24 protein-coding genes and 1 pseudogene are annotated in these 19,378 nt (G+C 64.8%); 15 read left to right on the top strand and 10 right to left on the bottom strand.

The window, feature by feature from the left end; all coding sequences use genetic code 11:
- Nucleotides 1-34: 34 nt before the first annotated feature.
- From dapF to YP76_RS05375, 6 genes are all read left to right on the top strand, one after another.
- Entirely contained in the window at nucleotides 35-835 is an 801-nt protein-coding gene (gene dapF / locus YP76_RS05400) for a diaminopimelate epimerase (protein WP_046762485.1), read from the top strand.
- A 1-nt stretch (nucleotide 836) separates the two neighbouring features.
- Nucleotides 837-2,096 (top strand): tRNA (N(6)-L-threonylcarbamoyladenosine(37)-C(2))-methylthiotransferase MtaB, encoded by a 1,260-nt coding sequence (gene mtaB, locus YP76_RS05395; RefSeq protein ID WP_046762484.1) that lies wholly within the window; start codon nucleotides 837-839, stop codon nucleotides 2,094-2,096.
- Nucleotides 2,093-3,031, top strand: a complete 939-nt coding sequence (gene ftsY / locus YP76_RS05390; RefSeq protein WP_046762483.1) for a signal recognition particle-docking protein FtsY — start codon at nucleotides 2,093-2,095, stop codon at nucleotides 3,029-3,031. Before mtaB ends, ftsY begins: the two co-directional genes overlap by 4 nt.
- A gap of 104 nt (nucleotides 3,032-3,135) precedes the next feature.
- Entirely contained in the window at nucleotides 3,136-3,786 is a 651-nt protein-coding gene (gene ispZ, locus YP76_RS05385) for a septation protein IspZ (RefSeq protein ID WP_046762482.1), read from the top strand.
- Between the two features lie 173 nt (nucleotides 3,787-3,959).
- Entirely contained in the window at nucleotides 3,960-4,574 is a 615-nt protein-coding gene (locus tag YP76_RS05380; RefSeq protein WP_046762481.1) for a superoxide dismutase, read from the top strand.
- 125 nt (nucleotides 4,575-4,699) lie between these two features.
- Nucleotides 4,700-5,137 (top strand): hemerythrin domain-containing protein, encoded by a 438-nt coding sequence (locus tag YP76_RS05375; protein WP_046762480.1) that lies wholly within the window; start codon nucleotides 4,700-4,702, stop codon nucleotides 5,135-5,137.
- Here YP76_RS05375 and YP76_RS05370 read toward each other — a convergent pair.
- From YP76_RS05370 to YP76_RS05355, 4 genes are all read right to left on the bottom strand, one after another.
- Entirely contained in the window at nucleotides 5,121-5,480 is a 360-nt protein-coding gene (locus YP76_RS05370; RefSeq protein WP_046762479.1) for a hypothetical protein, read from the bottom strand. The two genes, YP76_RS05375 and YP76_RS05370, sit on opposite strands and share 17 nt — an antisense overlap.
- Nucleotides 5,453-6,001: a J domain-containing protein gene (locus YP76_RS05365; protein ID WP_046762478.1), complete on the bottom strand. Its 549-nt coding sequence runs from the start codon at nucleotides 5,999-6,001 to the stop codon at nucleotides 5,453-5,455. Before YP76_RS05365 ends, YP76_RS05370 begins: the two co-directional genes overlap by 28 nt.
- A 261-nt stretch (nucleotides 6,002-6,262) precedes the next feature.
- A complete protein-coding gene (locus tag YP76_RS05360; protein ID WP_046762477.1) occupies nucleotides 6,263-7,393 on the bottom strand; it encodes a M14 family metallopeptidase in 1,131 nt (376 codons plus the stop codon).
- Entirely contained in the window at nucleotides 7,390-8,001 is a 612-nt protein-coding gene (locus YP76_RS05355; protein WP_046762476.1) for a DUF4136 domain-containing protein, read from the bottom strand. Before YP76_RS05355 ends, YP76_RS05360 begins: the two co-directional genes overlap by 4 nt.
- A gap of 199 nt (nucleotides 8,002-8,200) precedes the next feature.
- On the opposite strand from YP76_RS05355, the gene ykgO reads away from it, so the two are divergent.
- Nucleotides 8,201-8,326 carry a type B 50S ribosomal protein L36 gene (gene ykgO / locus YP76_RS05350; RefSeq protein WP_004210176.1) on the top strand — a complete coding sequence of 42 codons (126 nt, stop codon included), beginning with the start codon at nucleotides 8,201-8,203 and terminating at the stop codon, nucleotides 8,324-8,326.
- Nucleotides 8,280-8,942 (top strand): HAD family hydrolase, encoded by a 663-nt coding sequence (locus YP76_RS05345; RefSeq protein WP_084733024.1) that lies wholly within the window; start codon nucleotides 8,280-8,282, stop codon nucleotides 8,940-8,942. The genes ykgO and YP76_RS05345 overlap by 47 nt, the downstream gene beginning before the upstream one ends.
- Here YP76_RS05345 and pyk read toward each other — a convergent pair.
- Complete coding sequence (gene pyk / locus YP76_RS05340; protein WP_084733023.1) at nucleotides 8,939-10,396, bottom strand: pyruvate kinase; 1,458 nt, start codon at nucleotides 10,394-10,396, stop codon at nucleotides 8,939-8,941. The genes YP76_RS05345 and pyk overlap by 4 nt on opposite strands.
- Nucleotides 10,397-10,502: 106 nt before the next feature.
- Between pyk and YP76_RS05335 the strand changes: the two genes are divergently transcribed.
- The 6 genes and pseudogenes from YP76_RS05335 to YP76_RS05310 all read left to right on the top strand — a co-directional run.
- Complete coding sequence (locus YP76_RS05335; protein ID WP_046762474.1) at nucleotides 10,503-10,802, top strand: DUF1244 domain-containing protein; 300 nt, start codon at nucleotides 10,503-10,505, stop codon at nucleotides 10,800-10,802.
- 52 nt (nucleotides 10,803-10,854) lie between these two features.
- A complete protein-coding gene (locus YP76_RS05330) occupies nucleotides 10,855-11,097 on the top strand; it encodes a DUF2312 domain-containing protein (protein ID WP_013848733.1) in 243 nt (80 codons plus the stop codon).
- A 30-nt stretch (nucleotides 11,098-11,127) separates the two neighbouring features.
- Entirely contained in the window at nucleotides 11,128-11,454 is a 327-nt protein-coding gene (locus YP76_RS05325; protein ID WP_197707370.1) for a heavy metal-binding domain-containing protein, read from the top strand.
- A gap of 82 nt (nucleotides 11,455-11,536) precedes the next feature.
- Entirely contained in the window at nucleotides 11,537-12,280 is a 744-nt protein-coding gene (locus YP76_RS05320) for a YebC/PmpR family DNA-binding transcriptional regulator (RefSeq protein ID WP_046762473.1), read from the top strand.
- A 25-nt stretch (nucleotides 12,281-12,305) separates the two neighbouring features.
- Nucleotides 12,306-12,797: a crossover junction endodeoxyribonuclease RuvC gene (gene ruvC / locus YP76_RS05315; RefSeq protein ID WP_046762472.1), complete on the top strand. Its 492-nt coding sequence runs from the start codon at nucleotides 12,306-12,308 to the stop codon at nucleotides 12,795-12,797.
- A 79-nt stretch (nucleotides 12,798-12,876) separates the two neighbouring features.
- Nucleotides 12,877-13,272, top strand: a pseudogene (locus YP76_RS05310) (IS5 family transposase); the annotation flags it as partial.
- Nucleotides 13,273-13,290: 18 nt separating this feature from the next.
- Here the strand turns inward: YP76_RS05310 and YP76_RS05305 are convergent.
- From YP76_RS05305 to YP76_RS05290, 4 genes are all read right to left on the bottom strand, one after another.
- Entirely contained in the window at nucleotides 13,291-14,475 is a 1,185-nt protein-coding gene (locus tag YP76_RS05305; RefSeq protein ID WP_046762470.1) for a BaiN/RdsA family NAD(P)/FAD-dependent oxidoreductase, read from the bottom strand.
- Complete coding sequence (locus tag YP76_RS05300) at nucleotides 14,475-14,903, bottom strand: TIGR01244 family sulfur transferase (RefSeq protein WP_046762469.1); 429 nt, start codon at nucleotides 14,901-14,903, stop codon at nucleotides 14,475-14,477. Before YP76_RS05300 ends, YP76_RS05305 begins: the two co-directional genes overlap by 1 nt.
- Nucleotides 14,904-15,021: 118 nt before the next feature.
- Entirely contained in the window at nucleotides 15,022-16,794 is a 1,773-nt protein-coding gene (gene recQ / locus YP76_RS05295; RefSeq protein ID WP_046762468.1) for a DNA helicase RecQ, read from the bottom strand.
- Nucleotides 16,795-16,847: 53 nt separating this feature from the next.
- The gene (locus YP76_RS05290) at nucleotides 16,848-17,162 is read right to left on the bottom strand and encodes a hypothetical protein (protein WP_046762467.1); all 315 of its coding nucleotides are present in this window, start codon (nucleotides 17,160-17,162) and stop codon (nucleotides 16,848-16,850) included.
- Nucleotides 17,163-17,200: 38 nt separating this feature from the next.
- Here YP76_RS05290 and YP76_RS05285 point away from each other — a divergent pair, with 38 nt between their 5' ends.
- Nucleotides 17,201-18,322 carry a serine hydrolase domain-containing protein gene (locus YP76_RS05285; protein WP_046762466.1) on the top strand — a complete coding sequence of 374 codons (1,122 nt, stop codon included), beginning with the start codon at nucleotides 17,201-17,203 and terminating at the stop codon, nucleotides 18,320-18,322.
- 156 nt (nucleotides 18,323-18,478) lie between these two features.
- Here the strand turns inward: YP76_RS05285 and YP76_RS05280 are convergent, their stop codons facing one another.
- Nucleotides 18,479-19,267 carry a PhzF family phenazine biosynthesis protein gene (locus YP76_RS05280; RefSeq protein ID WP_046762465.1) on the bottom strand — a complete coding sequence of 263 codons (789 nt, stop codon included), beginning with the start codon at nucleotides 19,265-19,267 and terminating at the stop codon, nucleotides 18,479-18,481.
- Between the last annotated feature and the right edge of the window lie 111 nt (nucleotides 19,268-19,378).

The raw sequence follows: 19,378 nt of genomic DNA, 5'->3' as shown, positions 1-19,378 counted from the left end.
CTTTTCGTCTCACAAGCCCTACATGCGCCGCACTATGGGCCGTTTTTCGAAAATGCATGGATTGGGCAACGACTTCGTGGTGATCGACGCGCGGGAGACCGCGCTCGACATGACGGCGACGCGCGCCATGGCCATAGCCGACCGCCATGCCGGGATCGGCTGCGACCAGCTCATCCTGATAGGAAATTCCGACCGCGCCGACGTGTCGATGCGCATCTTCAACAGCGACGGCAGCGAGGTGGAGGCCTGCGGCAACGCGACCCGCTGCGTGCCCCTGTTCGTCGGCCGGGACGTGCTGATCGAAACGAAGGCGGGCCTGCTGGACGCAAAGACCGTCGATGGCGGCGCCAGCGTCGACATGGGCGAGCCGCGCCTCGAATGGGACGCAATCCCCCTCTCCTACGCCATGGACACGCTGACCATGCCGGTAAGCTGGGAAGAGCTCCCCGCCCCGGTGGCGGTCAATGTCGGCAATCCCCATGTGATCTTCTTCGTGGACGATCTGGACGGTGTGAACTTCGACCGTCTGGGCCCGCTGATCGAGCATGATCCGCTCTTCCCCGCCCGCGTGAACGTGAACTTCGCACAGATCATCGGCGAGAATCACATTCGCCTGGTCGTCTGGGAACGCGGCGCCGGCCTGACCCGCGCCTGCGGCACCGGCGCCTGCGCGACCGCGGTGGCGGCGGTACGGCGCAAGCTGGTAAGCGGCCCCACGACGGTCAGCCTGCCGGGTGGCGATCTGGTGATCGACTGGGCGCCGGGCGGGCATATCATGATGACCGGCCCCGCCACCCATGTCTTCGACGGCGAGGCTGACTGGGCGCGCTTCTGACATGAGCGGGGCCCAGATCATCACGCTCGGCTGCCGCCTCAACATCGCCGAGAGCGAGGCGATTCGCGAAATGGCGGGCGGGCAGGATGATCTGATCGTCGTCAACAGCTGCGCGGTGACGGCCGAAGCCGTGCGCCAGACACGGCAAGCGATCCGCCGCGCCCGCCGGGACCGGCCCGATGCGCGGATCATGGTGACAGGCTGCGCCGCGCAGACCGAGCCGGGAACCTTCGCCCAAATGGCCGAAGTCGACGCGGTGATCGGTAATCGGGAAAAGATGGACCCGACTCACTACCGCCCGTTCGTTTCGAACGGAGCGGGTGCCCAGATCAAAGTCTCCGACATCATGTCGGTCCGCGAAACCGCGCCGCACATGGCCAGCGCCTTCGCCGAACATGCCCGCGCCTTCCTGGAGGTGCAGAATGGCTGCGACCATCGCTGCACCTTCTGCATCATCCCCTATGGCCGGGGGAACAGCCGCTCCGCCCCCGCCGGTGCGGTGATCGAAAAAGCCCGCGAACTGGTCGATGCGGGCTACAGGGAAATCGTCCTGACCGGCGTGGACGTCACCAGCTACGGCCCCGACCTGCCCGGCGCGCCCTCGCTCGGCCTGCTGATCGAACGCCTGCTGAAGGGCGTGCCAGAGCTTCCCCGCCTGCGCCTCTCCTCGCTCGACAGCGTAGAGATTGACGAGCGCTTGTTTGACATCATCGCCCACGAACCCCGTATGATGCCGCACCTTCACCTCTCGCTCCAGGCGGGCGACGACATGATCCTCAAGCGCATGAAGCGCCGCCACAGCCGCGCAGAAGCGATCCGCATCGTGGAAAGGCTGAAAACCGCCCGCCCCGACATCAGCATCGGTGCCGACATCATCGCCGGATTCCCGACCGAGGACGAAGCGATGTTCCAAAACAGCCTCAGGCTGGTGGAGGAATGCGGCATCGTCCACGGTCATATCTTCCCCTACTCGCCGCGCACCGGCACCCCCGCCGCCCGGATGCCGCAGGTCGACCGCGCCGCCATCAAGGCCCGCGCCGCGCGCCTCCGCGCCGCCTGCGAAGCGCAGCGCCGGAACTGGCTGATGAGCCTGATCGGCTCGACCCAATCCGTGCTGGTGGAGCGCGACGGGCTTTCGGGTCATGCCGAAAATTTCGCCCCGGTGCGATTCCCCCGGCCGCAATCCCCCTCCTCCATCGTCCGCGCGACCATCACGGGCCTTGAGAATGGCGCGCTGATCGCGCAAGAGGCGCAGCAATGACTGAACCCGGCACAAGCTGGCGCGATCGCCTCTTCGGCGGCCTCAAGCGCACTTCCGACAAGCTCGGCGAGAATCTGACCGGCCTCTTCACCAAGGCCGCTCTCGACGAACAGACCCTGGACGAGATCGAGGAAGCGCTGATCGTCAGCGACCTTGGCCCCGCCATGGCCGCCCGCGTGCGCGACCGCCTGTCGGAGGGCCGCTATAATCGCGAACTCACGGAAGAATATCTGCGCGAGATCATCGCGGAGGAGATCGAGAAGACGCTCGCCCCGGTCGCCCGCCCGCTGGAGATAGAGGCCTTCCCGCGCCCGCAGGTGATTCTCGTCATCGGGGTCAACGGCTCCGGCAAGACCACCACCATCGCCAAGCTCGCCAACCTCTTCCTCGAACAGGATTATGGCGTGATGCTGGCGGCGGGCGACACATTCCGCGCCGCTGCCATCGGCCAGCTCAAGGTCTGGGCCGAGCGCCTCGGCATTCCCATCGTCGCGGGCAGGGAAGGCGGCGACGCGGCTGGCATCGTCTTCGACGCGGTGAAACAAGCCACGGCAACAGGCATCGACGTGCTGATCGTGGATACCGCCGGGCGCCTTCAGAACAAGACCGAGCTGATGGATGAACTGGCGAAGATCCGGCGCGTGCTGGGCCGGTTGAACCCGGCGGCGCCGCATGACGTCGTCCTGGTGCTGGACGCCACCACGGGCCAGAATGCGCTGAGCCAGATCGAGGTTTTCAAGGAAGTCGCGCAGGTGACCGGCCTGGTCATGACCAAGCTCGACGGCACGGCGCGCGGCGGCGTGCTGGTCGCGGCGGCGGAGAAATATCGCCTGCCCATCCATGCCATCGGCGTGGGCGAGAAGATCGAGGACCTGCGCCCCTTCGATCCGGGCGACATGGCGCGGGCGATCGCTGGGACGGCCTATGCGCGGTGATCACTCCTCCTTCGTCATGCCAGCAATAGCTGGAATCTCGGGGCTCAACGGCACCACCCGACCGCAGGATATCCCCGCTTCCGCCGGGATGATGGAGCAAGCAGATGGCTGACGCCAAGAAACCCAAGCACAACGGCAATCTCAGCCTCGCCCTGGACTTCGGCCCGCTCCTTGTCTTCTTCCTGAGCTATAAGGGCGCCGGCTGGATATGGGGACCGGGCAATCCGATCACCGCCATGATGCTGGGCACCGCCGCCTTCATGGTCGCGATCATCATCGCCGTCATCGTGTCGAAGGTGAAGCTCGGCCGCGTGTCGCCGATGCTCTGGCTGTCGGCCATGCTGATCCTCTTCTTCGGCGGCCTCACCATCTATTTCCGCGACCAGAGCTTCATCCAGTTGAAGCCGACCATCATCTACAGCTTCTTCGCGCTGATGCTGTTCGCGGGTCTGATGCGGGGCAAGCCGCTGCTCAAATATCTGCTTCAGGCCGCCTATGACGGCCTTACCGAAGCCGGCTGGCGCAAGCTGTCGCGCAACTGGGCCTTTTTCTTCATCGCCATGGCGCTCGCCAATGAAGTGATGCGCCGGACCATGACGTTCGATAGCTGGCTCGCGGTCAAGGTGTGGGGCGTCACCATCGTGTCGATCGTCTTCGCCGCCGCCAATATCCCGATGCTGATGCGCCATGGCCTCGACCTCGGCGAGAAACTCGATAGCGAGGAAATCGGCGAAACGACGCCACCGCAAGGTTGAATTCGTCCCATTCTTGCGATCGTTTCGCAATAGGCACATATCTGTTTCCTTGGCGCTTTGGGGCGCATATGGGAAGGGCGCGGAGGCGTCCACGCCCCGACAGGACCATTGAACCAATCGGCCGCGTCATCCGTTTCCGCGGCCGATCCATAACGAGCCCGAGGAGTTCCGCCATGGCCTTTGTTCTTCCCGACCTGCCCTATGCCAAGGATGCATTTGGCGACATTCTGACCGCCGAAACCTTCGATTTCCACCATGGCAAGCACCATAATGCCTATGTCGTGAAGGCCAATGAACTGGTCGCCGCCGACGCCTCGCTCCAGGGCAAGTCGCTGGTCGAGCTGATCAAGTCCAGCAAGGGCGGCCTGTTCAACCAGGTCGGCCAGATCTGGAACCACACATTCTACTGGCAGTCGCTTTCGCCCACGAAGACAGCGCCGAGCGGCGACCTGCTCGCCAAGATCGAGGAAGCCTTCGGTTCGGTCGACGCTCTGGTAGAGAAGCTCAAGGCCGAAGCCGTCGGCCATTTCGCCAGCGGCTGGGCCGCACTGATCCTGAAGGACGGCAAGCTCGAAGTCACCAGCTATCATGACGCCGACACGCCGGTCGCGCATGAAGGCCACGCGCCGCTGCTGATCCTCGATGTATGGGAACATGCCTATTATATCGACTATCGCAACGCCCGTCCCAACTATGCCGACCGCGTCCTCAAGGAAGCGATCAACTGGGACTTTGCCGCGCAGAATCTCGACGGCCAGGGCGTCAGCCGCGCGGACCAGCCCGCCTGATCCTTCAAGGGGTGCCCGTCGATCGGAACGATCATGGGCACCCCAGCCGAGCCCTTGAAATAGGATACAACTGTTTCTTAACCCGGCCATCGGAACATATGGCCGGGGAGAGAGGGAAACAGTATATGGACCTCGACGAATTGCAGAGGCAGCATGACGAGATCGAGGCGCTTCTGGCCCGGTTCCGCCAGGCTATTGCAGACGACAGCAGCCCGCAAAGGCTCGGCGCGCTCCGTTGGCAGTTCGCGCGCCAGTTGATGGCGCATCTGGCGCTGGAAGACCGGATATTCTACCCCAATATGCAGCGGCAGCCGCACGAACGGCTGCGCGACACGGCTGCGCGGCTGGAAATGGAGATGGCGCCGATCGCCCAGAGCTTTTCGGCCTATATCGCCCGCTGGAGCGATGACAGGATCGCGCGCGAATGGGGCGACTTCTGCCGCGAAAGCCGGGAGGTTCTGGATAGGATCCTGCACCGGATGCACAAGGAGGAACGGCTTTTGATGCCGCTGCTCGCCGATGCCGGACTGGTGGAAACGCCGCGGATCAGGCAGGCGGGTTAGAGCGGCACTCTCCTGTTGCCGGAGCCAGATCCAGCGCCTGGGCCAGCGCTTCCAGATCGGTGCCCGGCCGCACCAGCAGCCAGTCGCGCGCCCGTGCGCCATTGACGACGGTCACCGCGCCCTTGGGACAGACACCAAGGCAGTTCACCTCGACGATACCTGCCAAAGCCTTGCGCCCCTTTTTCAGCGAGAGGTATCGGCGCAGCGCCTTGGCCAGCCGCTCATCGCCCGCGCGGCCGAAACCGCCATCCAGCTTCTTCGAACATTTGCGGCATACCAGCACCGCATGATCCCAGTTCGATCGGACCAGATCCTTCAATCCGCGCGCTCCCGCGGCTTCCATGTCCGCCGCTCCTCAGCCGCGCGCAACACTTCATAGGCGGCCTGGATCGTCTGGAACCGGACAGCGGCCTGCGCGTCGCCCGGCTTCACGTCGGGGTGATATTCCTTTGCCAGACGGCGCCAGCTTTTCTTCACCGCCTCAAAATCGGCATCGTCCTCCAACTCCAGCGCCTGGAGCGCGTGCAACTCGTCGCGCGAGCGGCTGCCGTCGCCGGGTCCGCCCCAACCATGATAGGCGCTGTTCTGATATCCACCTGCATCACGCCGCTCGGCGCGCTCGCGCTGCTCGCGTTCCTCCTGGTCGAGGCCCTGAAAATAATCCCAGTTGCGGTTATACTCCGCCGCATGATCGGTGCAGAAATACCAGCGCTCGCGGCTGTTGGGCGATTTTGGCGCGGGACAATCGCCCGGCCGGTCGCAGCCATATCGATCGCACAGGCGCACCTGTTGCGCCTCACGCGATGCGCCATAGCTGCGCCAGCGGGGAAAGCCCCAGTCATTGGATCGGCTGCTTCTTGCCATGTCATCCAATTAGGGAAAGCCCAGGGGGAAAACCACCCCGCAGGCGATGAAATTGCATGGCGGGATCAAGTCCGGGGCGACGAAAGGGGAATGGCGAGAGCCCACCCATGGCAGCCACGATTTCCCGCTACCCCCAACCATCTGCCACCGGCCTACGGACCCGGGCATCTGAAAGCGTGATCCACATGCGTAGGAACATCGCACGAAAGCCGCGCTTTTCCCTCTCTCCCACGCATCACCTTGTCCACCCAATCCAGGGGATCAGATTTCCCCGATCATCTCCGCCAGCACGCCCAGGCAATCCTTGGCAAGCTGAATCGAGCGGGCGGGCGACCAGCCGAAATCGGCATCGGGCAAGTCGTCATTGTCCTTGAACGGCATTTCCAGCGTCATCGCCACCGCGCCGAAGCGCTCGGCCAATTGGTTGGTGGACATGGACAGGTTCGCCTTGCCCGCCGGCGCGGTGGGATAACCCTTCCTCGTCTGGAAATCCGGCGTCCGCGCGGCCAGCGTTTCCCGGTAACGGTGGTACAAGGTCAATTGCCGTTCGGTGATCGAGGGAATTCCCTCGAACCCGGCCAGGAACACGGCCGCGATCGCCTCATCGCCGTGCACGTCCATGGCGAAATCCACGCCCGTCTCGTCCATCGCCGCGCGAACCAGAAACACTTCCGGGCTCTTTTCCATCGACGGCTCATGCCATTCGCGGTTGAGGTTGATCCCCACCGCGTTCGTGCGCAAATGCCCGCGCCGGCTGCCGTCGGGATTCATGTTGGGCACGATGTGGAAGGTCGCCCTCTTCCGCAGCAGCCGCGCCACGGCATCTTCTTCATCGCAGAGCCGCTCCAGCGCCCCTTCCATCCACCACTCGGCCATGCTCTCGCCCGGATGCTGGCGGGCATAGAGCCAGACCTTCTTCGGCCCATCGCCCACCACCAGCAGGTCGAGCGGCTGCCTGTCGAGCGTCAGCCCCAGTTCGCGATGCTCCACCCCGGGCTGGCACGCCGCCCAGGCGACCAGATCATGGTGCCGTTCCATCGAATAGGGCGCGAAATAGGCGAGCCACACCGCATTGGCGTCCGGCGCCATGCGAATCGTCAGCGTCCCGTCGGCATAGCTGGTGTCCGCCAGCAGCCAGTTTTCCCGATCCTCGCTCACCCTTGCCTGATAGCCTGGCCAGCCATCGGGATAGGCCGACGCGCCGCAATTGGTGATCGCCAGTTCGACTTCCCGCCCGGCGACGCCTGCCACGCGGAAGTGGAACCATTGGTAGAAGTCACTCTGCCGGTCCTTGATGATCTCCAGCTCGGCGCGGACGCCAGCCGGACTATCGTTCAGGGAAACAAGGCGAATATTGCCGCTGTCGAAAGCGCTGGTGATGGAGACGGTCATTTGACGCTTATAGTCCGGCCCGATTCCCCCGGATAGTCCCCGATGAGCGCCGCCGCGAGCTTCTGCGCCGCGATGCCGGGCTGAGAGGCGGGCGTGCCTTCCCGCGCTTCGGTCTGCGCGCGGCCTTCCCAGATGGTGGTCGAATCCGCGCGGCGTCTGAGCTGCACCTGCAATTCGGTGACAACCTGCCCCTTCGGCTTGCCAGACAGGTTGATACCGATACCCAGGCCAAGCCCGGAATAGCCTCCGCTGCCCACGGCCCCGCCAACGCCCACACTCACCGGCTTGCCATTGGCGCCATAGCTGTTCGGCTCCCGGAAGGTCCGACGGAATCCGACCAGCGCGACATATTCACTCTTCGCGCTCTGTCCGGCACCATTGCCAACGGACGTGAAGCCCACCCGCTGCAATTCCTGATCCACGGCGGCGGCATAGGTCCGGAATTCCAGCCCGACGTCGGGATTGCCGGCCATTTCCTCGACCGCGACGGTCCCGCTGCGCACGGGATTATCGATATGGAATCGTGTCACCTCAACCGGAGGAATGGCGGTGGCGCAGGCGCTCAGGGAAAGGGCCAGCGGGAAAGAAAAGGCGATCTTTTTCAACATGGACTTGAACTCCGAAGATAATCACCCTCTACACGACACCGCGCGGCTAATCCCCTAAAAGCGTTGAAGCCATGGCTTTGCTGCACGGGGGATGAACGGAGCTGAAATGCGGGCAGTTCCCCTTGACTTTCGCCTGCCTCACCCATAGGGGCAGCGCTTCGATTTTCGATCACGCAAGATTCATTCAAAGGCTGGTTCCATGAAGATCCGCAATTCGCTCAAGTCGCTCAAGGGCCGTCACCGGGATAACCGTGTGATCCGCCGCCGCGGCCGCACCTATGTCATCAACAAGACCAACCGCCGCTTCAAGGCCCGTCAGGGCTGATCAAAGGGTGGGTATAGCCGCCGTCATCTTCGACGTCGGCAATGTCCTATATCATTGGAACCCAAGGGTTCTGTACGAGCGCCTGATCGACGACGATCGGGCGCTCGACGCGTTTCTCCGCGACGTGGTGACGCCGGAATGGCATTTCCAGCATGACCAGGGCCGTCCTTTCGCGGAAACCAGCGCCGAATTGATCGCGCGGCATCCGGAGCATGCTGGCCTGATTCGCCTCTGGGGCGACAAATTCAGCGACAGCGTCGGCCCGACCATCGAGGGCATGCCGGACATCGTCCGCGAACTGGATGACAGCGGCGTGCCGCTTTTCGCCATCACCAATTTCAGCGATGAATTCTGGGTTCCCTTCCACAAACGGGAAGCAGCCCTATTCGCTCCCTTCCGCGACATCGTGGTCTCCGGCGCGGAAAAGCTGGCAAAGCCCGATCCGGCCATCTACCGGCTGGCGCTCGCCCGATTCGGCGTGGAGGCGGCGCAGGCCCTTTTCATCGACGACCGCGAGGACAATATCCGCGCGGCGCAAGCCGAGGGAATGCGCGGACACCTGTTCCGCGACGCAGCCGCGCTACGCCGGGAACTGACCGCGCTGGGCGTGCTTTAGGCTTCGTCCCGGCCCCGAAGCTCATCCCCGCGAATCGCTGCCACATGCAGCACGTTGGTCGACCCCGGCGTCCCGAAGGGCACACCCGCCAGCACGACGATCTTGCCGCCTTTCTCGACCATATCATGGCGCAGCGCCATGCGCCGCGCCTTGCCGATCATCTCCTCGAACGTGCCGATATCCTTGGTCCGCACCGCATGCACGCCCCATGTCAGCCCCAGCTTGCGGGCCGTGTCCTGCCGCGGGGTCAGCGCCAGGATCGGTGTCATCGGCCGCTCCCGCGCCACGCGCCGCACGGTGCTGCCAGAAGAGGTGAAGCAGGTGATCGCACTCGCACCGACCACCGAGACGATGCCGCCCGCCCCTTCCGCCAGCGCATCGGCAGTCGTCGGATCGGGCTTCGTCTCGGTATAGTGCAGCCGTCCGAAATAGCCCGGATCGCGCTCGACGCTATGGGCGATACTGTCCATCATCGTCACCGCCTCGACCGGCCAGTCGCCCGCCGCCGTCTCCGCCGACAGCATGATCGCGTCCGCCCCGTCATAGACCGCCGTCGCCACGTCCGACACTTCGGCGCGGGTCGGCGTCGGCGCCTTGATCATCGATTCGAGCATCTGCGTCGCCACCACGACCGGGCGCCCCATGCGCCGAGCCGTCGCGACGATCTGCTTCTGGAGCGGGGGCACCGCCTGGGGCGGCAATTCCACGCCCAGATCGCCGCGCGCCACCATCACGCCGTCCGCCAGTTCGATGATTTCCTCCAGCCGCTGCACGGCGGCAGGCTTCTCGACCTTCGCCATCAGCGCGCCATAGCCGCCCATCAACTTGCGTGCCTCGGCCAGATCCTCGGGCCGCTGCACGAAGCTGAGCGCGATCCAGTCGCAGCCCTGCTCGACAGCAAAGCTGAGGTCCCGCCGGTCCTTCTCCGTCAGCGCAGGGACCGGCACCACCACATCGGGCACATTCACGCCCTTGCGGTTGGACAGTGTTCCGCCGACCTCCACCACCGTGTCGATGCGGTCGTCCGCCACCTTCTTGACCCGCAGCACCAGCTTGCCATCGTCCAGCAGCAGCCGGGTTTCCGGAACGAGCGCCGCGTAAATCTCCGGATGCGGCAGATTCACCCGCCTGGCATCGCCCGGCGTGGGATCGCTGTCGAGCACGAAGGCCGCACCCGTTTCCAGCACCGCCAACCCGCGCTCAAAGGTCCCCACGCGCAGCTTCGGCCCCTGAAGGTCGCCCAGGATCGTCGTCGGCCGGCCGAACTCCTTTTCCAGCGCCCGGATCGCCGCGATGCGCGCGGCATGATCCTCATGCGCGCCATGGCTCATGTTGATGCGGAAGGCATCGGCCCCGGCAACGAACAGCGCGCGGATCATTTCCGGACTGTCGCTTGCGGGCCCAAGGGTCGCGAGAATGCGGACCTTGCGCGTGCGGGGCGGTAATTTCGTCATTCTTCCCAAACTCCTGACCGTCATGATCGCCGCTGGTTTGCCAGGGCGCGGTTTTCGATTATCCGTGCTGCACGACAGGATGATGTAGATCAGCGAAAGGTTCGCCGTGAGCGATAACATACTCAGCGACGCGGTTGCCGCAACCGCCTTCCGACGGCTGGTGGCGCATTTGCAGCACCGCACCGATGTTCAAAATATTGATTTGATGGGCACGGCGGGCTTCTGCCGCAATTGCCTGGCCGACTGGATCGCGGAGGCGGACGGGACGCTCGGCAAGGATGAAGCCCGCGCGATCATCCACGGCATGCCGTTTGCCGAATGGAAATCCCGTTACCAGAGCGACGCGACGCCCGAACAGATCGCACGCATGCAGGAGAGTGTGGCGAAGAACGCCGACAATCATTAGAGGCGTTCACCGACCGATTCACCCAACCGATTCACACAGACTGGAGATTCCCATGAGCGATGGCAATGTCGCCGCCGAACAGCTACGCCTTTTCATCGAGCGCATCGAACGCCTGGAAGAGGAAAAGAAGGGCATCGCGGACGATATCAAGGACGTGTATCTGGAGGCGAAGGCCAATGGCTATGACGTGAAGACGATGCGGTCGATCGTCCGCCTGCGCAAGATGGAGCGCAACGCCCGCATGGAGGCCGAAGCGCTGCTGGAAACATACAAGAACGCCTTGGGTCTGGAATAACCGAGTTCGCCGACAAAGGAGAGCGCCCATATGTCCGAGATGATCGTCAGCACCACGCCCTCGCTGGAGGGACGCCCCGCTAAGGAATATCTCGGCATCGTCACCGGCGAGGTGATCGTGGGCGCCAATCTCTTCCGCGACCTGTTCGCCAGCGTCCGCGACATCGTCGGCGGGCGATCGGGCGCCTATGAGGACGTGCTTCAGCGCGCCCGCGAGCAGGCGATCGCGGAAATGCGCACCCGCGCCGCAACGCTGGGCGCCAATGCGGTCGTCGGCGTCGATCTCGATTATGAGACGGTCGGCTCCAGCGGATCGATGCTGATGGTCACGGCCTCGGGCACCGCCATACTCTACTGATGTCCCGACGGTTGCCCTCCCGCCATCCGCTGGTGTAAGGGCGCCCATCGATCCTCAACCGGCAGACAAGAATTCAGGACCCATGGCAGGCCATTCCAAATTCAAGAACATCATGCATCGCAAGGGCGCGCAGGACAAGAAGCGCTCCTCGATGTTCTCCAAGCTGAGCCGCGAAATCACCGTGGCGGCGAAAATGGGCATGCCCGACCCGGATATGAACCCGCGCCTTCGCCTGGCGATCAATGCCGCCAAGGCACAGTCCATGCCCAAGGACAATATCCAGCGCGCCATCGACAAGGCGATTGGCGGCGACACGGAGAATTACGAGGAAATCCGTTATGAAGGCTACGGCCCGGGCGGCGTCGCCATCATCGTCGAGGCGCTGACCGACAACCGCAATCGCACCGCGACCAACGTCCGCACGGCCTTCTCGAAAAATGGCGGCAATCTGGGCGCGTCGGGCGCGGTGAGCCATGGTTTCGACCGCATGGGCCTCATCACCTATCCGGCGAGCGCGGGCGATGCCGACGCGATCTTCGAAGCGGCACTGGAAGCGGGCGCGGACGACGTGTCGTCGAACGATGACGAGCATGAGATCTGGACCGCCATGGACGCGCTGCACGAAGTCGCCAAGGGTCTGGAGGCCAAGCTCGGACCGGCCGAAGGCGCCAAGCTCGCCTGGAGGCCGCAGACCACCGTCGAAGTCGACGAGAGCAACGCCGCGACGCTGATGAAGCTGGTCGACACGTTGGAAGACGATGACGATGTCCAGACCGTCTGGGGCAATTACGAAGTCTCCGATGAGGTCATGGAGAAGTTGGGCTGAAAACCCTGGCCCATAAGATCAGGCCATGATTATCCTGGGACTCGACCCCGGCCTTGGCACCACAGGCTGGGGCCTGATCGCTGCGGACGGCAATCGCCTGACCCATATCGCCAACGGGCAGATCAAGACCGATTCCGACATGGCGCTGGCAAGCCGCCTGCTGGTGCTGGACCTGGCGCTGACCGACCTGATCCTCGAACATCAGCCCAATGGCGCGGCGGTCGAGGAAGTGTTCGTCAACGTCAACCCGCAATCGACGCTGAAACTGGGTCAGGCGCGCGGCGTCGTGCTGCTGGCGGCGTCGCGTTCCGGCATGGAAGTGGGCGAATATGCCGCCCGCCTCGTCAAGAAGTCAGTCGTCGGCGTCGGCAATGCATCCAAGGAGCAGGTCCACGCCATGGTGTCCCGCCTGCTCCCCGGCGCGAAAATCACCGGGCCTGATGCTTCCGACGCGCTGGCCGTCGCCATCACCCATGCCCATCATCTGGCAAGCGCTCGACGCATCCCGCGCAAATAGAGTAGAACGCCGTCAGCTTTGCGGGACGTCCTTGAAGGATTTGGCTGACCAAGGCGGCATGATAGAGGCACGGGAAAAGCGAGGCGGGTTCGGCACCAAGATCCATGCCGTAGTCGATGCCTTGGGCTTGCCGATCCGCTTCATCCTCGGCCCCGGACAGCAAAACGACATGGCGCCCGCCTGCGATCTGATCCGCGGCATCCCGGCTGGCAAGGTGCTGGCTGATCGGGCCTATGACGCCGACAGTTTGCACGATCTCATCTACGAGCAAGGCGGCGAGTCGGTCATTCCGCCTCGCCGCCATCGTAAATATCAGCACCACTATGATCGCATCGCCTACAAACAGCGATGGGGCATCGAAGGCTTCTTCGCCAAGCTCAAGCAGTGGCGCCGTATCGCAACCCGCTATGACAAACTCGCCGCAAACTTCCTCGGCTTCGTCAAAATCGCCAGCATCATGCTACGGATCAAATGATTAAATCGTCACTACTGCCTAGATGGCTTGGGCCGCCGCCCACCCGCTGGCCCAGGCCCATTGGAAATTATAGCCGCCCAGCCAGCCGGTGACATCGACCGCTTCGCCAATGGCGTGGAGCCCGGGGACATGGCGGGCCTCCATCGTCCGGGAAGACAGCTCGTTGGTGGAGATACCCCCGATCGTGACCTCCGCCTTGGCGAAGCCCTCGGTCCCATTGGGCGCGAAGCTCCATGCGGCGAGACGGCGTTCAGCCTCCTGAAGCTTGCGATCGGGCATATTGCCGAGGTCGCCGGGAAGCGACAGCCGGTCGGTCAGGGTGTCGGCCAGACGATCGGGCAGAAGACCGCGCAACAATTGCATGAGCGTGGTGCGCGGCCTGTCGCGCTTGGCGTCGGTCAGCCAACCACTCGGCTGGTCCGGGAGAAAATCCAGCGCGATCGTCTCGCCATGACGCCAATAAGAGGATATTTGCAGGATCGCGGGGCCGGACAGGCCGCGATGGGTGAGCAACGCGGCCTCGCGGAAGCCAGTCTTGCCGTGACGGGCGATCACGTCGGTCGATACGCCCGAGAGCGATCGGAAAAGCAGATCCTCGCCCCCCAAGGTCAAGGGGACGAGTGCGGGCCGGGGTTCGACGATTTTCAAGCCGAACTGGCGCGCCAGATCATAGGCGAAGCCGGTCGCGCCGATCTTGGGGATAGAGGGGCCACCCGTGGCGATGACCAGCGCGGGGGCGGTCGCGCTCCTGTCGCCATGGACCACCCGATAACGGCCGTCCGCGTGGGTGACGACGGTAATCGCATGGTCTAGCCGGACCGTAACGCCGCCCGCTTCGCATTCGGCGAGCAGCATGGCGACGATCTGACGAGCGCTGTGGTCGCAGAAAAGCTGGCCCAGCGTCTTTTCGTGCCAGGCTATGCCATGGCGTTCGACAAGCCCGATGAAATCCTGCGACGTGTAACGGCCCAGCGCAGACTTCGCGAAATGGGGGTTGGCCGACAGATAGCGGTCGGGCGCGGTGTGGATATTGGTGAAGTTGCAGCGGCCACCGCCGGAGATGAGGATTTTCTTTCCCGCCTGATCGGCATGGTCGATGACGAGGACGCGCCTGCCCCGCTGGCCCGCCATGGCCGCGCACATGAGGCCCGCGCCGCCAGCGCCCAGGACGATGGCGTCATAGGTTTCCGGCGCGGTGGGCATCAACCGGCGGCGAGCGCGTCCATGATCTGTCGAACAGGGGTGACGTCATAGCCCGCCGACGCCGCCTGTTCAGTGAGAGCGGCGGGATGGTCGCCCGCGCGGGCGCGGGTCAGCGCCCAGAGCAAGGTGCTGCGCGTGCCGGAACGGCAATAGGCGAGTATCTTGCCCTCGCCCGCCTGCTCCAACGCCGCGGCCATGCCGTCGAGCTGCCAGGGCGCGAAGCCGCCATGGGCGACGGGAACGGCGGCATAAGTCATGCCGGCCGCCTTCGTGGCGGCTTCGATCTCCGCGCCGTTGGTCTGGCCGGGCTCCTCATCGTCGGGGCGGTTGTTGATGATGACGGTGACGCCCAGCGCCTTGGCTTCCGCCACCTGATCGACGCTGATCTGCGGAGAGACATAGAGGCTTTTGGTGAGTTGGCGGAACATGGGCGGGACTCCTTTGCGGGTCTCCTTGCGCTTGTGGGGCGAGGGATTCAAGGGGGTAGGCCGCAGGGCAACCTGCTCCTGGGCGGGCGCACGCCATTCCCGTCTTCATATCGTTCGATCAAAGATAAGGGCGGATCGCCGCCAGGAAGGCATCGCCATAGGCATCGAGCTTGCGCTGGCCGACGCCGCTGATGTTGCCGAGTTCCGCCAGACTCGCCGGACGCTGCTCCGCCATTTCGCGCAAGGTCGAATCGTGGAAGACGACATAGGGCGGCACGCCCGCCTCCTGCGCCAGTTCGCGGCGGCAAGCCCGCAGCGCGTCGAACAGCGGATCGCCCACGGGATTTTCGGCGCTGCCGTTGCGGGCGCTCTTGCGGCGGCGTTCCTTGCGGGGCGGGAGGACCAGGCTGACCTCTTCCTCCCCGCGGAGGATCGGCCGGGCGTTGGGACCGAATTCCAGCCCGCCATGTTCGTTGGTCTGGAGCGCGTCGCGCACCAGCAAAGCGCGGGAGACCGGACGCAGCAGCGCCGTCTCCTCCCCGTCGACGATGCCGTAGACCGAAATCTTGTCATGGCCGCGCTCGCGTATCTTGTCGGTGACGGCGCCGGTCAGCACCTGCTCGATATGGCCGACGCCGAAGCTCTGGCCGGTGCGATAGACGGCGGACAGGAATTTGCGGGCGGTCTGGGTGGCGTCGATGCTGGGCGGCGGGTTCAGGCAATTGTCGCAATTGCCGCAGCCCGGCGGTGGATTCTCGCCAAAATGACGCAGCAAGATGGCGCGCCGGCAGGTGCCGGTTTCCACCAGCCCGCCCAGCGCGGTGATGCGGGCACGCTCGCCCTGCTGGCGCAAGGGATCGAGTTCGCCGATGCGCTGGCGGGCGCGGGCGAAATCGTCGGCGCCCCAGAAGAGATGGGCCTGCGCCGGTTCGCCGTCGCGGCCCGCGCGGCCGGATTCCTGATAATAGCCCTCGATCGACTTGGGCAACGCCGCATGGGCGACGAAGCGGACGTCGGGCTTATCGATGCCCATGCCGAAGGCGATGGTGGCGACCATCACCATATCCTCGCTGGCGATGAACGCCGCCTGATTGGCGGCGCGGATGTGCGGGTCGAGACCGGCATGATAGGCGCGGGTCGGGCGGCCGGTACGGGACAGGGTCTCAGCCAGCTTCTCTGTCGCGGCGCGGGTGGGGGCGTAGACGATGCCGGGGCCGGTCTGACCGGCGATCAGGTCGGAAAGCTGGCGCGGCAGGCCGTCGCGGGGATGGACGGCATAGCGGATGTTCGGGCGATCGAACCCCGCGATGATCAGGCCATCGCGCGGGATGCCAAGCTGGACCAGGATGTCGTCGCGGGTGTGATGGTCGGCGGTGGCGGTCAGCGCGAGGCGGGGAACATCCGGAAATTCGTCCAGCAGCGGACGCAACAGGCGATAGTCCGGGCGGAAATCATGCCCCCATTCGGAGACGCAATGGGCCTCGTCTATGGCGAAGAGGGCAATCTTGGTGCTGCGCAGGAGGTTGCGGAAGCCCTCTCCGCTGGCGCGTTCGGGGGCGACATAGAGAAGGTCGAGATCGCCGCTGCGCAACCGGTCCTGCGTCTCCCGCCAGTCGGCGTCGACGCTGGTGAGGCTGGCAGCGCGGATGCCGACCGCCTGCGCGGCGCGCAACTGGTCGTGCATCAGCGCGATCAGGGGGGAGACGACGACACAGCAACCGTCCAGCGCGACGGCGGGAAGTTGGTAGCAGAGCGACTTCCCAGCGCCGGTCGGCATGATCGCGAGCGTCGGCTGACCCGCCATGATGCGGCCCACCACCTGTTCCTGCACGCCGCGGAAACCGGGAAAGCCGAAAATATCGTGGAGGATGGTCGGTATGTCGGCACGCATGAAGGGTGGCTCTAGCGGCTCAGTTGGCGAAGTGCCAGTCCAAGGGGCGGGACCTATTGTTCGAGCAGGCAGCCCCACCCTTTGCGATAGCGTGCCGTGCGGAAGGCAAGCAGCGGAACGGCGGCGCTGACCGATTGCGATTCGGGCAGATCCTTCAACGACACCGCCCACATGCCGGGTTCCTTGTCGCCCTTGCAGCTCGCCATCGAACGCCCCTCGACATAACGGCAGGAGCAGGCGACGCGCGCGCCGAAGCCCGCGCCGACCTGCGCGTGGGCACGCAGCGCACTCCAGTTCCACGCGAGCAGGGCAACCGCGACAAGGCCCATGGCCGCCAAGGCGTAAATCCATTTCCGGCGACCGGACATGCTACTCTTTCCCACATCCCATGCTAAGGCCGCGGCTTATGAGGCTTGAGCGGAAAAGCGTAAAGCGCCTTGGCGCGATCGGCGGCATTTTGGCCATGCTCGCGGTGGCGGGCCTGTGGACCGTGCACGCCGCCGGGCCGGAACCCATCGTCCGGATCGGCGGCGATTCCGATGTGGATGCGGCCGCGCTCGGCGCGGCGATCGATCCGCTGTTCGACAGCGAGGCGGGCGAGACGCGGGCGCTGATCGTCATGCATGACGGAAAGATCGTGGCCGAACGCTATGCGCCGGGATTCGGGCCTCAAACGAAGCTGCTGTCCTGGTCCATGGCCAAGAGCGTGACGGCGGTCCTGATCGGGCTGATGGTGTCCGACGGACGGTTGGCGCTCGATTCGCCGGTGCCGGTGGCAGCCTGGGGTCAGCCGGGCGATCCGCGGGGACGGATCACCCTGCGGCAGTTGCTGGCCATGACCTCCGGCCTCGACCATGTCGAAGATACCGAGCCCCTGGCCGAGGCCGATACGGTACGCATGCTGTTCACCGACGGGGCACAGGACATGGGCGCCTTTGCCGAGGCCAAGCCGCTCGCCCACAGGCCGGGTTCGGCCTTTTCCTATTCGACCGGCAGCACGATCATCCTCAGCGACCTGATGGCGCGGATGCTGACCGACAGCGCCGATCCCGACGTGCGGCGGCGGGCGATGCAGATGTTCATCGACGGGCGGCTGAAGATTCCTGCACGGCTCGACAGCCTGACCGTGGAATATGATGCGGCGGGCACGATGATCGGGGGCAGCTTCATGCATATGACGGCGCGGGATTATGCCCGCTTCGGGGAGTTGCTGCGCAACCATGGGCGCGGGGTGGTGGGGCACCAGATCGTGCCGGAAAAGTGGATCGACTATATGCGCACGCCCTCGCCGCGCAACGCAGCCTATGGGGCACATCTGTGGCTCAACCGGGACAGCGAGGAAAGCGCGTTGATGCCGGGGCAGGCGCCGCGGAGCCTGTTCGGCTGCGTCGGACATGATGGGCAATATATATTGGTGTCGCCCTCGCAGCGGCTGACCGTGGTGCGGCTGGGCATGTCGCCGGACAAGGCGCAGCGGGAGGTCGTGAAGGAAGGACTGGCGAAGCTGGTGGGGCTTTATTCGCGTTGAGGGTGGAGAGCGAACGTTCCCCGTTTCATCGCCCCGGGCTTGACCCGGCGTCCCGCTGCCTTGGGCCAAACGCGCACGAGAGAAGAAAGCGGGACCCCGGATCAAGTCCGGGGTGACGGAGAACTCATGTCCGCAAATGGCCAGAAGCAGTCCTGCTTAAAGCAGGAAATTGCCTTCGATCACCGTCCGGCAAGCCCCCGTCAGGATCACCCGGTTGCCGGAAAGGCGACACAATAGGCGTCCCCCGCGCCGGGACGCCTGAAACGCAACGAGCTTGGTCTTATCGAGCCGCCTGGCCCAATAGGGGGTGAGCAGGCAGTGGGCCGAGCCGGTGACGGGGTCTTCGTCTATGCCCGCGCCGGGGACGAAGACGCGGCTGATCATATCGCTGTCCTCGCTGGGCGCGGTCGCGATGAGGAGGATGCTTCCGGCCTTTTTGAGCGTCGCGAAATCGGGTTGCAGCGCACGGATCGCGGCGGCGTCGGAATAGACGAAGATCGCGTAGCCGCCCTCGCGCCAACGGGTTTCGAGGACATCGCCGCCCATCGCTGCGGCAAGGTCGGGCAGCGGCCTGGGGTCGGTCGTCCAGGCCGGGAGCGAGAGCGCATAGCCGTCGCGATCGCGCGATACGGTGAGCACCCCCGCATGCGTCGTGCGGAAGTGGACGGCGGTACGGCCGCCCATCAGCACATGGCCGCTCGCCAACGTGGCATGGCCGCACAGCTTGACCTCCACATCGGGGGTGAACCAGCGCAGCGCATAGTCCGCGTCGGGATCGTCGGGCGTGGGCACGGTGAAGGCGGTTTCGGAGAGATTGTTCTCCGCCGCGATCGCCTGAAGCGTGGCGTCGTCCAGCCATCGGCCAAGCGGCATGACCGCGGCCGGATTGCCGGTGAAAGGGGCATCAGCGAAGGCATCGACCTGGATGAAGGGCAGGCTGGTCACGGACGATCCTTTGGTGTTTCCCCGTCATCATGACGCCGCGGCCGGCGCCGGGACAGGGCCGGTCGGGCGGAATTGGTCCTGGCGAAGTTCGCCTTTCCTGGCGGCGATGAA

Origin of the sequence: Sphingobium chungbukense, assembly GCF_001005725.1 — a bacterium.
Lineage (GTDB): Bacteria > Pseudomonadota > Alphaproteobacteria > Sphingomonadales > Sphingomonadaceae > Sphingobium > Sphingobium chungbukense.
The sequence above is the reverse complement of the archived record's forward strand: the minus strand, read 5'-3'. Positions and strand labels throughout refer to the sequence as shown.